Source organism: Nocardia sp. NPDC049220 (genome assembly GCF_040647855.1).
Taxonomy (GTDB): Bacteria; Actinomycetota; Actinomycetes; order Mycobacteriales; family Mycobacteriaceae; genus Nocardia.
Map to the genome: position 1 here is coordinate 271,697 of NZ_JBEZDA010000001.1, position 13,501 is coordinate 285,197.

The following is a 13,501-nucleotide window of genomic DNA, read 5'->3' on the forward strand; positions in this document are numbered from 1 at the left end:
GCAGATCGTCGCCGGTCTCCTGGACGGCCGCGGTGGCGGTGTGGCCAGAAACCGGAGCTGAGCGCGGTGAACCCGGTCTACGTCCAACCATCGGAAGGGTGCTGCGGTTTCCGGCGTCGAGCGTGGGTGCCCAACTGGTTGGCGATCATCAGCGCGCCGGCACCGCGGGGCAGACGAGCCTGCTGGCAAGCGCACCCGCGGGGAGCCTGGCGTCGATGTGCCCGGTTGAGAGCGAGCACGAGCGGAGGTGCTCCCGTACGAATCACCGTCGGTTCGGGACGGCGGTGTGCGGCATCCGGCTTCTCTCACACCTCGATCTCCGTGCGCACGATCTTGCCGGTCGCGTTGCGTGGAAGCGCGGTCGTGGTGAGCCGCCAGTGCGCTGGCACCTTGTAGTAGGCGAGTCGGGCGGCGACGAACGCGCGTAACTCATCCTCCCGTGTCGCGACGCCGCCTTCGACGACGACCAGGGCGGCGACCCGCTGCCCGAGTTCGGCGTCGGGCACGCCGACGACCGCGCATTCGCGTACCGCGGGATGTTCCTCCAGGCACTGTTCGATTTCGGTCGGATAGACGTTCTCGCCGCCGCGCAGGATGAGATCCGAACGCCGCCCGGACAATCGCAGCCGGCCGTCTTCCAGGATGCCGATGTCACCGGTGCGCAGCCAGCGGTCGGCGGTGATCGCCTCGGCCGTCGCTGTCTCGTCCTGCCAGTAGCCGAGCATCACGTACGGACTGCGCACGCAGATCTCGCCTTCGGTGCCGTCGGAAACGGTGTTACCCGCGCTGTCGCGAATCTCCAGTGTGACGCCGAGGACGGGTCGACCGACGGTGTCCGGAAACGCGGCGAGTTCGGCCGGACTCGCCAGTGTCGCCGCCGTGCCGCATTCGGTGAGCCCGTAACTGGTCACCAGCGCGTTTCGCGCGACAGGGAGCTGATCGCGCAGTGCCTGCTGGAGCGCGGCGGACGAGGGCGCCGAGTTGAGCGAGAACGCGGCCACCGAGGACAAGTCGTAGGCGGACAGGTCGAGTTCGAGCATCCTGGTGGCCATGGTCGGCATAGCGCCCCAGTTGGTGATCTGTTCGCGCTCGATCAACCGCAGCACCCGGTCGGCGTCGAACGATCCCTGGTGGATGACGGCCACGTCACCGGTGACCAGCCGGGGCACCACCAGGTTGTGCAGGCTGGCGATATGGAACAACGGCGAGGTGAGCAGGTAGCGGCGCCCGGTCGGCAAATCGCCCGTCCCGGTGAGTTCCGCGGCAAGCGCGTCGTTGAACACGTGATAGCCGATGACCGCCACCAGGTTTCGGTGCGAGTGCACCGCGCCCTTGGGGCGCCCGCTGGTACCGCTGGTGTAGAGGATCACCGCTGGGTCGTCCTCGTCGATCGTGGTCTGCGGCAACTCGGCGGTTCGGTAATCGGCCAGCAGCGCCGGGACGTCGTGCTCCATCGTGAGGATGGGGATCCGGATGCCCAGCTGCGCGACCTGCGCGGCGCGCTTCGCGTCGACCACGAGCACAGCGGGGCTGGTGTGGCGGAGGCCGTAGCCGATCTCGCGCGGCGCCCACCACGCGTTGTAGCCGACCGCGATGGCGCCGAGTGCCTGTGCCGCCCAGAACGTCAGAACCCATTCGGGCGTGTTCGCCGCGAGAATGCCGATGCGGTCGCCCTTCCGGACGCCGTAACGTTCCCGCAGAGCCGTGGCCAGCGCCGCGACGGCGGCCGCGTGCTCGGTGAAGGACCAGCGGTGCTCCATGGTGACCAGGTAGTCGCGGTCGCCGTGCGTGATCGAAGCGGCGAGCACCTCGCCCAGCGAACTGCTGCGGTGCCGCAGCACCGGCATCGGCGCACCGAGCACCTCCTCGACCACCATCTCGAAACGTCCGCCGGGCCCGGTCAGTCGGGCCGCCGCCTCCGCCACGGATGCCTGCGGATCGAAAGGCTTTGTCATATCGACTTCCTCGTCACTGCGCGGGGTCGGTTCGTCATGACCGGGAAACCGAGACCTCGGCCGGACCGCGGCGCCGGCCCGATGTGCGGGCTCGTCGGGTTGGGTTCCGACGAGGGGCGACTACGCCGGGGCCGGTCGGCCGCACGTCCACATCGTCCGCGCACCGCCGTCGCGTGCGGGCAGGTGTCGCCATGATCGGTGCCGTCATTCACGGTCCTCGTGCCGGGGGCCGTCACCTACCCGCGGTAGCGCCTGAACCGGCACCGAACTGTCCGGGGCGGTCGGTCACCTGAGTGATGTAGGTAACAGGCTAGAGCGTACGAAAGTTCCTCGTCGCGCGCCATTGAAATGCGGCTCACGGCATGTAGCCAAGGGTTCGCTGTTGGCGCTCCGTCGAGTGTTCGCCGACTCGATTCGGTGGTGGCCCGAGAAACTGTCGGAGCCGTACGGCATCATCTGTGCACGCAGCCATCCACGAATACCGCTCGGAGTCATCATGCCGTCGCCCAGAACCAAGCCGCAGCCCTTGTCGGACAGCGAGATTCAACAGATCGCCACGGACATCGCCGGTGGCAGTCCGCCCATGGTGTGGTTCACCGCGGCCGCGGTCGGAGTGCCGGAGGGGCGCTCGGGAAAGGTGATCGCACTCGGCGACCCGGCGGACGGGGATTTCTTGCAGGTCCGGCCGACCGGCTCGAAGGATGTACTGTCCTTCTCTCCGACCGAGGTGACGCTGACCAAGCCGCCGCGCGGGGCGCCCGCCGTAGCCACCACCCCATCGAAGTCGACAACAAGGAAGGAACCCACTGTGACTCAGCCGTCAACCGTGGCGAGCATCGCGACACCGCCGGTGCCGGGGAGTGCCGCTACGCCGTCGAGTACCCCCAAGGCACTGGGGAACACGCCGGAATCGGGCGATAAGGACGGTGCGGTCAAGGCCGCCGCCAAGCAGGGGTCGGCGGCACCCAAGCCCGTCAAGGCACCTGCCGCTCGGAAGACGAAGGCCCCCGAGGTCACCGTAACCCTGACCGGCACCGCCGACGGCGAATGGACGGTCGATGTGGTCAGCGGCAAAAAGCGGACGCTGCGCGGACTTCCGGTGAACAGTTCGGCGGTGGCGCAGGCAGCCAAGGTGCTTCACCCCGAGGTCGCCGATGTGGTCGCCGGGATTCTCGATGCGGCGCGCGGCGTGCAGGAAGCCAAGGTTCAGCAGTTACAGGCGGAACTCGAGGAGGCCAGGCGCCTGCTGGAGGAGCTGAGCGACTGATTCACACCGCGGTGATGGTGGATCGACCAGCCGGGTGCCCGATCGGGCACCTCGGTTCGGCGGTCGCCTGCCGCACGTCGTCCTGGAAGGCGTAGCCGAGCGAGTACGCCTTCGCGAAGTACATGGCCGCGTCCGCCTCGCGGATCAGGTCCTCGGTGCTGGTGTCCGAGCTGCGCGGACCAACGCACGCGATACCGATGCTCGCGGTGATCGGTATCGCGCCGGCGCTGAGCGCGAACGGTCGGACGAACGCACCGATCAGGCGTTCGGCCAGCACCGCGGCCTCTTGCCGGGCGAGCTGGGCCAGGACGACGAACTCGTCGCCGCCGTACCTGGACACCACATCCTCGCGGCACACCACCTGCCGGATTCGTGCGGCGGCGGTCGCGATCAACTCGTCGCCGACCGCGTGGCCGTAGCTGTCGTTCACCATCTTGAAGCCGTCCAAGTCGATGAACAGCAGGCAGATCGGCTGGTGCGCCCACTGTTCCGGATCGTGCAGCGCGCGCAGCAGCGCGGCCCGGTTCAGCAGGCCGGTCAGCATGTCGTGGTCGGCTTGATACTGCGCGCGTCGCTCGCTGCGGGCGCTCCGCACGATGGCGCGCTCGCTGCGCACCAACACTCCGATCAGCAGCAGCGCGAACAGCACGGAGACCACCACACGGTCGAGCGGTTCCAGGCTGGACCCGACCGCCGGGACCAGCGCGGCGACGATCAGCGCGACCGCGATGAAGCTGGCACGCTGCCTGGAGTGGTGCGGATGGATTCGCCGGGGTGCCCCGAGCGCGGCCATGGTCGGGTGCAGCGCCGCGACGCCCACGGTGACGTAGGCGGCCAACAGCGGGGCGAGCAAGACCTCGCGCCGCACCGCGGCGCCCACGGTCTCCAGGCTGTAGCCCAGATCGCCGAGCAGCAACGCGATCAGCCCGGCGTGCAAAAGCCGCAGCGAGGTCTCCGAGCGGGTCGAACTGGCGACCGAATGCGCGACCACCGTGAGCAGAATGGCGTCGAGCACCGGATATAGTGCCGCCACCAGCGTGTCCACCATGGCGGTGTGCGATTGCAGGACCGGTGAGATGAGAAAGGTCCAGGAAGCCAGCAGCGCGCCGAGTCCGATCAGGCCGGAGTCGAGCATCAGGTCGTAGTTACCGCGCAGTTGGCTTGGCCCGAGCCAGATCAGCGCGGCGAGGCCGACCCCGAGATAGCCGAGCAGGGTGAAGAGGTCATCGATCGGGTGGACCGAATATTCGGACACGCCGCGCAGCGTGGTCCCCGTCGCGAACAGTACTGCGGAGGCGGCGAGCAGATACCAGGGCAGCGGATGGGTGGGCCGGTGGATGTGTAACCCGACGGCGATCATCGCGAGCGTCGAGCTGACGATCGCCACCATCGTCACGAAAGCGACCACCGGCGAGTCGACCGCCAGTTGCGTGGCGATCGCCGCCGCGCTTCCCCCCAGAAGCACTGCGTACCAGCGAAAACCGAGGCGTCGCCGCAGGTGAGCCGGATGCTCTTCGCTGCGTGTCATCAGCCCCCCTCGGTTGCTCCATCCCCTGTGAACCGGGCAGCGTAGTAGATCTGTGAATCCTCCACCGCAACTTCGACATTCGCCTGCTCGTCGAGCACCGCCCGAATGCTGTCGGCGAGCGAGTAGCGAGTGTTGTTGTACGAGCAGATGTCCCAACCGACTGTCGCGCGTTGGGCAACCATAATCTGGACAACTGATTCGATCATGGCATGAAAAGCCGCCCCTTGTTGTGCACTTGGGGCAACAAGGGTGAAACCGGCATAGTAGATCGCCGCGCGCGCCGCGTGTTCGGGATAGCGCGCCGCGAAGTAGTCCGGGCTGATCCACGGAACGGTCTCCAGATGCCTGGTCAGCGTGGTCACGCCGATGGGCTCGCCGGAGCCGAGGCGGGCCACGTGTTTGTGCACGCGGGGATCGACCATCTCCGCGTGGAATTCCTCGGGATGTAGCACCTGGCGTGCGATCGCCTTGGTCCGTAACGGACCGAACGCCTCCTCGTAGAGGCGGGCGAACAGATCGATCCGGTCGTCCGGAATCGTCGTCTCGACGGTGACGTAGAGCTCGCTCACCACGGACTCCATGGAACGGTGTGGTAAGCGGCGAGGACGAGCGCGCAGGTCGGATCGCCGTTGGAGGTGGTCTCGGTGGTGCACAGGTGCGGCGGGCCGAAGGGTCCCGGCCGGTGGCGAGTCATGGCGGTCAGGCTGGACCGGATCAGGCCGTTCACCTCTTCGGCGGTCTCGCCCTCGTGCTCCACGAAAAGCCCTGCGCCAGTGCCGTCGTCGCGCAGTGCCCAGCCGATGCCCGCGGCGGCGGTCGCGCCGGGCTCGTTCGCGTGCCGCACCGCGTACACACAGTACAGGCGGTCACCCCAGGAGATCGGGGTGCGCACGCGGCCGATGCGTTCCACTGTGGCACGCGGCGGAATGACCGACGACAGTCGGATCAAGTTGGCGTCACCCACTCCCAGGCGGCGCAGCGCGGCGTCGAAAGCCGCCATGGCGGTCGGTCCGACCCCGGTCGCGGCACCTATCTCGATCGTCAGCGACGCGCTCGGCGTCGGCCCAGCCATCGGCGGGCCCCAGCGATCGATCCAGTGCCGTCCACCCGGACCGCCCCGTGGGGTGTTGTGCAGCATAATGCCCTCCGAAACAGCTCGACTCCGATTTGCAGGCCGAAATCGCGTCAAAATCGACTGTGCGCCAGGACGGCTCATCGCGCATCTCGAGCGTCGAGACCGATCGCCGTGCTATCGGTCTCGTAACCTGACAGTCGAGACGACGACAGCGAGGGACCAGGTTGCGGACATGGGTGGCACCGGGGCGGGTCAATATCATCGGTGAGCACACCGATTACAACGAGGGCTTCGTCCTGCCGATCGCGTTGCCGCTGGTGGTGCGGTGCGCCGCCGCGGCGCGCGCTGACGGGCAGGTGCGGGTCGCTTCGCGGCAGCGCCCCGGCGAGCCGGTGCTCGTCGCGGTGTCCGAACTCGCCGCGCAGCGGGAGCGGGTGCCAGGGTGGTCGCGTTATCCGCTCGGCGTGGTCGCCGGGCTGGTGCAGCGTGGCCATCGGATCCCCGGTGTGGACCTCGACCTGGACGGTGCGGTGCCGATCGGCGCCGGGCTGTCGTCCTCGGCGGCGCTGTCGTGTGCGGTCGCGATCGGGCTGCGGGATTTGTTCGCGCCCAGCCTGACCGACCGAGCGTTGATCGATCTGGCCCGTGCCGCGGAGAACGACTATGTCGGCGTGCCGACCGGGCTGCTCGACCAGTCGGCGTCGATGCTTTGCACGGCCGGACACGCGCTGTTTCTGGACGTGCGCGCGCTCGCTGCCGATCCGGCGACAGCGTCGCGCGGTGTCGCGCACGAGCAGATTCCGTTCGACCTGGACCGATTCGGTCTCGAGTTGCTGGTGATCGACACCGGGCAGCCGCACGACTTGGTCCATAGCGGCTATGCCGAGCGGCGTGCCCACTGTGCCAGGGCGGCCGCGGAACTGGGCGTCGCAGCGCTGCGCGATGTCGCGTCCCCGGCCTTACTCGACCGGATTCGCGACGACGTGTCGCGACGCAGGGCCCGGCACGTGGTGACCGAGAACGCCAGGGTGCTCGCAGTTGCCGAAAAATTGCGAAGAGGCGCCGATCCCCGCGAGATCGGCCCGATCCTGACCGCGGGCCACGTGTCACTGCGCGATGATTTCGAGGTCTCCACACCGGCTCTGGACGCCGCGGTCGCCGCCGCGCTCACCGCGGGGGCATATGGCGCGCGCATGGTCGGCGCGGGGTTCGGCGGGAGTGCGATCGCCCTGGTGGACCGCGAGCGGACCACGGCCGTGGTGGCGGCCGCGCGGAAGCACTTCGCCGCCGTGGGCTTCGCCGATCCGCGTACGTTCGTAGTGGTTCCCTCGGCGGGCGCGCACTCTGTCAACTGAGCGAGCGGCCAAATTTATGAGTGATTGTGCCTCGCGGGTGCGCCACCATCGCCCACAGTAGGTATCAGCCGACGCCATTGGGCGGGTGACGAGGAACTCGCGCGCCGGGCACAGCAGTACGCGCACGGCTTCGCACCCCAACGATCACGCTCGACACCCGTTTCGCCGCTAGGAGGACGCTGTGCCGCTTGCCGATTCACCCGTTCTCGCCTTCGCGCTCAGCGCCGCCGACGCGCGCCAGGCCACTGCGACCGTCCATCTCGATGCCGCGGCCACGCTGCGGCTGGACGCGGAAGCTGTCGACTACGCGCTGGTCGCCCTGTATTTCGTGTTCGTGCTCGGCATCGGCCTGCTGGCGAGGCAGCGCGTGTCCTCGAGTATCGACTTCTTCCTGTCCGGGCGGTCGCTGCCCGCCTGGGTGACCGGTCTGGCCTTCATCTCCGCGAACCTCGGCGCGGTGGAGATCATGGGTATGTCCGCCAACGGCGCCCAGTATGGTTTCCCGACCTTCCACTACTTCTGGATCGGCGCGGTACCCGCCATGCTGTTCCTCGGCGTGGTGATGATGCCGTTCTACTACGGTTCCAAAGTGCGCAGCGTGCCGGAGTTCATGCGCAGGCGGTTCGGCACCGGCGCGCATCTGGTGAACGCGATGAGCTTCGCGACAGCGCAGATCCTGATCGCGGGTGTCAACCTGTATCTGCTCGGCTCCATAGTGAACGCGCTGTTGGGGTGGCCGCTGTGGGTGTCGGTGGTCGTGGCCGCCGCGATCGTGCTGTCCTACATCACCCTCGGCGGCCTGTCCGCCGCGATCTACAACGAGGTGCTGCAATTCTTCGTCATTGTGGCCGCCCTGTTGCCACTCACCCTGGTCGGCTTGCACAAGGCCGGTGGGTGGAATGCGCTCGAGGACAAGATCTCCGCGTCGCCGGACGGTGCGGCGCAGCTGGATTCCTGGCCGGGTAACGCGCTGAGCGGATTCGGCGACAATGTTCTCTCGGTGATCGGCATCGTGTTCGGTCTCGGGTTCGTGCTCTCGTTCGGGTACTGGACCACCAACTTCGTCGAGGTGCAGCGCGCCATGGCGACGCACTCCATCTCGGCCGCGCGGCGCACACCGATCATCGGCGCCTACCCGAAGATGTTCATCCCGCTGATCGTGGTGATTCCGGGCATGATCAGCGCGGTACTGGTGCCGCAGATGGCCGAGTACAAAGCGGCGAAGACGGCGAATCCGGACTTCGAGGGCGACACCACCTACAACCAAGCGCTGTTGTACTTGATTAAGGACGTGCTGCCCAACGGCTTGCTCGGCGTCGCGCTCGCCGGTCTGCTCGCCGCGTTCATGGCCGGGATGGCGGCCAACATCTCCGCGTTCAACACGGTGTTCAGCTACGACCTGTGGCAGCAATACGTGCGACGCGACCAGTCCGATGGGTACTACCTTCGGGTGGGCAGGTTGGCCACCGTCGGCGCGACCATCGCCGCGATCTTCACCGCGTTCATCGCGTCCGGCTTCAGCAATATGATGGACTACCTGCAGACGCTGTTCAGCTTCTTCAACGCGCCGCTGTTCGCGACATTCATCCTCGGTATGTTCTGGAAGCGGATGACGCCGACCGCGGGCTGGATGGGCCTGGTCTGCGGGACCGGTTCGGCGATCGTCGTCTTCCTCCTGCACGAGGCCGCCGTGTTCGAACTATCTGGCCAGGGTGCGAGTTTCGTCGCGGCCGGTGTCGCTTTTGTGGTCGACATCGTGGTGAGTGTCGCGGTCAGCAAGGTGACCGAGCCCAAACCGGCGGCCGATTTGATCGGGTTGGTGTACTCGGAGACGCCGAGGGATGTGCGGACCGATCCGGAAGCAGATGCGCTGCCGTGGTATCAGCGTCCGGTCCTGCTGGCGGGCATTGCCCTTGTGCTCGTGATCACCCTCGATACTGTTGTCGGATAAGGAGTTGACCCGATGCTTTTCGATATCCGGACCATCGTCGCCGCATTGCTCGGGTGCTATGCCGTCGTCCTCGTCGTCACTGGTCTGGTGCACGACACTGCCGCCGAAGCGGCGAAGACCGGTGGCATGAACGTGAATATCTGGTCCGGGTCGGGTATGGGTGTGGTGGCGCTGGCCTTCCTGGCCTGGGCGTTGCTTCGCCCGGTCCCAGTGCCGCCCGAACAGCAGGCCTCCCCGGAGGACACCAAACCAGGCCCCGATGACACCTGAGCGTGGCGTTCGTCGGACTCAGCGCGATCAGCGGAGACGACCGCTGGGCGCCGAATGACCGATCTGACGAATGACGTGTCCGCACGGATCGGTTCGCCTGTGGTGCCACGGTTCGACCTGATTCCAGGTCTCGACTAGGGCTTGTCGAGAGAGCACACCATACGTGAAAATTGTCACACCGCTGGTCTGTTCGGCCGGCTCAACCGTTCTTGTCCACTTGGCCCTGCACATACGCTGGATTACTCGTGAAAATCGGAAACACGTCATCGCAGATGCTGGTGTATCGGCTGCGGCGACGGCGCCTGGCGATCCTCGCGCGCCACAGCATCCGCGGAACGCACACGACGACAGCCCGACGTGCTTCGCCGCACCATGACCTCCGAGCAACGCTGGTCCGATTCGACTCGCCGGGTACGCATCCTCGACGAAGTCGGCGTCAGCCCATCGAACGCGCACTTGTTTGGAGCCGGGTGAGAGCAGATGAATAACCCCGCAATCCGACTGTTCGAGGAGGCCGTGAAAAAAATCGCCGATGACTCGGAGGAATTGGCCGAGGTGTATGCGGCCAGACTTCGACGGGTGATAGCGGCGACCAATGACGCCAGGTCGACCATCGCGCACGCCGACTTGGACGGCGCGCGAATACTGCTCGGCGGTGCGGAGCATGCCACCGGCCTACCGACATACAACGGGCTGCTGCGCGGTGTCGACCCTGCGGGCAGGCTGCGGGTTTTCGGCCACGAAAGGATTCTCAGCTTTCCGCTGCGCGGACCGAACACGGATCTTCGGCCGCATCGCGAACTCATCGGTCTCACGTTGCCGAAGGAACCCAAGGATATTCCTCGGATGGCGCGCTGGGCCCTCCAGGCGGATCGGACCAGCGAACGTGGGTTCCACCTGATCAAGCCGGTACCGTCGGATTGGGGTGGTGATAAGCCGCGTTGGGACTGGGACGATGAATTGCACCCCGGCCCGTGGTACAACCCCGATGATCCGGTGCCTCCCATCATCGAGCATGTGCACGCCAATCCGAACGACGAATACGGAGCGTTGGTCAATACCGGGATCGATGAGCCGGAACTGACACTCGTGCGGGTCAATGGCGCGACCCTCGGCGAGATCACTTACGGCAACGACGTCTTCCAGGCGGCGATCCGAGAAAACCCACGGGGCGATCTCATGCTGGTTTCGTGCAGCCCCGCCGCGCGGTCGATGGCTGCGTATATGCACGAAGAGGCCGGATTCGACCGCACCATCCACGCCTTCAACAACGAGGTGCAACACAAAATGTATGCCGACTACAACGGAGGCAAGTCGCAAATCGGAGTGAAAGCGATGCCCGACGCCACAGTCGCTCCGATCGATATGGTGAGCAGCTTCCCACCGCCTTCCGGATCGCCGTCGACGCCATGGACTCACAAGACCAAGTGTTGAAAACGTGGGGTTCGGACTTCGGTGCCACTGACATCGAAGGGCCGATTCGCGCAGACCGCCACCGTGGCGGCTGATCCAGTGGCTTGAACATCGTTGGCGCCCCCGGATATCCGGAGGCGCCGCTCGCTGTCGGACGGACGTGGGTCAGGCGCCCGGGCGGGAAATGTCGCCGCGCCAGGCACCGGTTTCGTGGCCGTGGCTCTCCACGAAGTGCTTGAACCGCTGCATGTCACCGTGCACCCGGTGCTTGAGGACGCCCAACTTGTCGGCGGCGGTCTCCACGAAGCCATCCGGATCGACGTCCATCTGGGCGGTCACTCGGGTGCGGGAGTCGTCGAGCCGGTGAAAGGTGATCACGCCCGCGTGGTTCGGTCCGCTGTCGGATTTCCACGCGATCCGTTCATCGGGATGCTGTTCGGTGATCGTCGCGTCGAATTCGCGCATCGACGGGCCGACGTGGATGCGCCAGTGTGTGTGCCGGTCGTCGAGTTGCTGTACTGCCTCGACGCCCTCCATGAACTGGGGAAAAGACTCGAACTGGGTCCACTGGTTGTAGGCGGTGCGTACCGGGACTTCGACGTCCACCGTGGCGGCCAATGTGCTCACGGACAACCCCTTCCTTCGCCTGACCCCACGGCCGGGCGATGTTCGGTCGGCGATCGCTCCCGGGGGAGGCGACTCAGGTCATGGGCCGCTTACCCGGGTAGATCGAAGGCAAACAAGCCACGGTGTGGTCGGCACGGGATTGCGACAGTGCCGAACCGAGCGACGCGACAACGGTGGGGCGGGCCGAGCATCGACGCCCGATGGCGCGCCCTCGAAAGTCGGGAGCGCCATCGATTGTCGCCGGTGACTTCCTCCTTCCAGGCTCCTCGACCGGCGGGTCCGTGGAAGGTCTACGCGGCGGCGCGAACCCGCCCGAGGACACCGATCAGGAGGTCGACGGCGAGGAACGCGAGCAGGCTGAGTCCGACCAGCGGGACGAACCAGCCGACCACCAGCGCGCCACCGAGCACCGGCACGAGTAGCCACGGTGTGGTCTTGCGCCACGCGCCGCGCCGTGGCGCCCGGCCCAGTGGGAACCCGCCTTCCCGGGTCGGCCGCCGGCGCCACCACAGCAGGTAACCGCGCACGATCACCGTGATCAGCCCGAGCATCGCCGCGAGCAGCAACAGTTGATTGAGCAGCCCGAACAGCAGACCCATGTGGAACTGGATACCCCAGTTGGTGAGTTTGGCCATCAGCGGCCAGTCGGCGTAGGCCAGACGGTCGGTGACCGTGCCCGACGAGCCGTCGACGGCGACCGCATCGACCGTATAGATGCCGGGCATCCGTCGTTCCTTCACCACGAACGCCGCACTCGGCGTGGCCGGGACGACGATTTCGGCGGGCTGGATGACACCGCTGGCGCGGGCGATCTCGGAGACCCGATCCAGCTGGGCGATCCGGTCCGCCGGGTCGGACATGGCGGGCGCCGCGTGTGCACCGTCGTGGTGAACACCCGAATCATGCGTGGGCGCAGCGGTTCCCGACAGCGCAGTGCTGACCTCGGGTGTGGTCCAGCTGAGTTGCTCGCGCAGTTCGGTAATGGTCGCGCCGGCGTACGTCGACCAGCTCATGCCGGTCGCCGACAGCAGCACTGCCAGCGGAAACACCCACATGCCGACCGTGCCGTGCCAGTTCAGCGTCCGACCGCGCCTGTTCTGTGTTCGGTCCGGCGCGAACAGCCAGCCCGCCGAGTTGTGGTTGCGGCGTCCGCGCACTCGACGCACCCACACGACGAGACCGGCGAGCGTGACGATCCACAGCCAGGACGCGCCCAGTTCGCTGTAGATCCGACCGGGTTCGCCCAGATGTAGATCCCGGTGCAACCGATCGATCCACGTGCGCAGCGGCAGCGCTCCCGAACTGCCGTAGACAACGCAATCGCCGACCGGCCGCGCGGTGTGCGGGTCGACAAACACCGCCCGCCGTTCGGATTCGCCCAGCGACGGGTCGCCGAACAGCACGCGGGTGGTGTCCTCGGCGCCGGCTGCCGGGGCGACGGCGACCAGAGGCAGGTCCGGCTGGGTGGCGACGGCCGCGGTGACCTGTTCGGACAGCGGCTGCGATGTTTCGGCCGGCGCAACCGTCAACAGGTCGCGTGACACGATCGACTCGAGGGTCGGCGAGATCGCGTAGAGCGCGCCGGTGACAGCCGCGACGAGGATGAACGGCCCGACAAACACGCCTGCGTAGAAGTGCAGCCGCATGGCCAGCGCGTAGAGCCCGTTGCGGGCCGTAGGTCGGGGCTGCGCCGAGATTTCGGTCGTCGGCTCAGGTGATTCGGCGGCAGAGGTGGTGACATCTGTTGTGCTCATAGGTGTTTCATTTCTGCGGGTGGGGGACCGGACCGGTCGAAGGCTTTGTCGTGGCCGACGGCGGCTCGACGGCACAGGACAGCGCGCGTGTCGGATGGTGCGGGGCCCTGCCGTGACGGACAAACCGCTCGGTGTCAGGACACGGCTGCGGCGGGCCTTCGCGCAGCGTCGCGAGTTCGCTGCGGCACGAGACACGGATACCTCGGTGCGCCCTACATCACCGCACGATATCGGGCAGGTGCGGGTGTGGTCGGCGCTGTGCTGCACGATGAAATGCCGTGACCGTGAGCGGAACTCACGCACGAA

General features: G+C 66.9%; 11 protein-coding genes. 5 read left to right on the forward strand and 6 right to left on the reverse strand.

Translation table 11 applies throughout. The features are described 5' to 3' along the window. Positions 1–305: 305 nt before the first annotated feature. Entirely contained in the window at positions 306–1,955 is a 1,650-nt protein-coding gene (locus AB0C34_RS01195; protein WP_357066131.1) for a class I adenylate-forming enzyme family protein, read from the reverse strand. A gap of 496 nt (positions 1,956–2,451) precedes the next feature. Between AB0C34_RS01195 and AB0C34_RS01200 the strand changes: the two genes are divergently transcribed. Continuing rightward, positions 2,452–3,222, forward strand: a complete 771-nt coding sequence (locus AB0C34_RS01200; RefSeq protein WP_357066134.1) for a DUF6319 family protein — start codon at positions 2,452–2,454, stop codon at positions 3,220–3,222. 1 nt (position 3,223) lies between these two features. On the opposite strand, the gene AB0C34_RS01205 is transcribed toward AB0C34_RS01200, so the two are convergent. From AB0C34_RS01205 to AB0C34_RS01215, 3 genes are read right to left on the reverse strand one after another with little or no spacing between them, the layout of a single operon-like run. After that, positions 3,224–4,750 carry a GGDEF domain-containing protein gene (locus tag AB0C34_RS01205; protein WP_357066137.1) on the reverse strand — a complete coding sequence of 509 codons (1,527 nt, stop codon included), beginning with the start codon at positions 4,748–4,750 and terminating at the stop codon, positions 3,224–3,226. Continuing rightward, positions 4,750–5,319 (reverse strand): hypothetical protein, encoded by a 570-nt coding sequence (locus AB0C34_RS01210; protein WP_357066139.1) that lies wholly within the window; start codon positions 5,317–5,319, stop codon positions 4,750–4,752. Before AB0C34_RS01210 ends, AB0C34_RS01205 begins: the two co-directional genes overlap by 1 nt. Beyond that, positions 5,316–5,888, reverse strand: coding sequence for a pyruvoyl-dependent arginine decarboxylase (locus AB0C34_RS01215; protein ID WP_357066142.1), 573 nt, complete (start codon positions 5,886–5,888; stop codon positions 5,316–5,318). The genes AB0C34_RS01210 and AB0C34_RS01215 overlap by 4 nt, the downstream gene beginning before the upstream one ends. Before the next feature lie 161 nt (positions 5,889–6,049). On the opposite strand from AB0C34_RS01215, the gene galK reads away from it, so the two are divergent. The 4 genes from galK to AB0C34_RS01235 all read left to right on the forward strand — a co-directional run bounded on the left by galK (position 6,050) and on the right by AB0C34_RS01235 (position 10,835). Continuing rightward, positions 6,050–7,180 carry a galactokinase gene (gene galK, locus AB0C34_RS01220; RefSeq protein ID WP_357066145.1) on the forward strand — a complete coding sequence of 377 codons (1,131 nt, stop codon included), beginning with the start codon at positions 6,050–6,052 and terminating at the stop codon, positions 7,178–7,180. Between the two features lie 277 nt (positions 7,181–7,457). Further along, a complete protein-coding gene (locus tag AB0C34_RS01225) occupies positions 7,458–9,131 on the forward strand; it encodes a sodium:solute symporter family protein (protein WP_357068393.1) in 1,674 nt (557 codons plus the stop codon). 12 nt (positions 9,132–9,143) lie between these two features. Further along, on the forward strand, positions 9,144–9,401 hold the full coding sequence (locus tag AB0C34_RS01230; RefSeq protein WP_357066147.1) for a hypothetical protein: 258 nt from the start codon (positions 9,144–9,146) through the stop codon (positions 9,399–9,401). A 480-nt stretch (positions 9,402–9,881) separates the two neighbouring features. Continuing rightward, positions 9,882–10,835: a hypothetical protein gene (locus AB0C34_RS01235; RefSeq protein WP_357066150.1), complete on the forward strand. Its 954-nt coding sequence runs from the start codon at positions 9,882–9,884 to the stop codon at positions 10,833–10,835. Between the two features lie 144 nt (positions 10,836–10,979). On the opposite strand, the gene AB0C34_RS01240 is transcribed toward AB0C34_RS01235, so the two are convergent. Together AB0C34_RS01240 and AB0C34_RS01245 are read right to left on the reverse strand one after the other, a co-directional pair. After that, positions 10,980–11,441 (reverse strand): SRPBCC family protein, encoded by a 462-nt coding sequence (locus tag AB0C34_RS01240; RefSeq protein WP_357066153.1) that lies wholly within the window; start codon positions 11,439–11,441, stop codon positions 10,980–10,982. A gap of 290 nt (positions 11,442–11,731) precedes the next feature. Continuing rightward, a complete protein-coding gene (locus tag AB0C34_RS01245) occupies positions 11,732–13,195 on the reverse strand; it encodes a PepSY domain-containing protein (protein ID WP_357066156.1) in 1,464 nt (487 codons plus the stop codon). Between the last annotated feature and the right edge of the window lie 306 nt (positions 13,196–13,501).

Coding starts and splice junctions, on each gene's coding strand:
- AB0C34_RS01195 (WP_357066131.1), bottom strand. CDS start 1,955: ATGACAAAGCCTTTCGATCCGCAGGCATCCGTGGCGGAGGCGGCGGCC.
- AB0C34_RS01200 (WP_357066134.1), top strand. CDS start 2,452: ATGCCGTCGCCCAGAACCAAGCCGCAGCCCTTGTCGGACAGCGAGATT.
- AB0C34_RS01205 (WP_357066137.1), bottom strand. CDS start 4,750: ATGACACGCAGCGAAGAGCATCCGGCTCACCTGCGGCGACGCCTCGGT.
- AB0C34_RS01245 (WP_357066156.1), bottom strand. CDS start 13,195: ATGAGCACAACAGATGTCACCACCTCTGCCGCCGAATCACCTGAGCCG.
- AB0C34_RS01235 (WP_357066150.1), top strand. CDS start 9,882: ATGAATAACCCCGCAATCCGACTGTTCGAGGAGGCCGTGAAAAAAATC.
- AB0C34_RS01215 (WP_357066142.1), bottom strand. CDS start 5,888: ATGCTGCACAACACCCCACGGGGCGGTCCGGGTGGACGGCACTGGATC.
- AB0C34_RS01230 (WP_357066147.1), top strand. CDS start 9,144: ATGCTTTTCGATATCCGGACCATCGTCGCCGCATTGCTCGGGTGCTAT.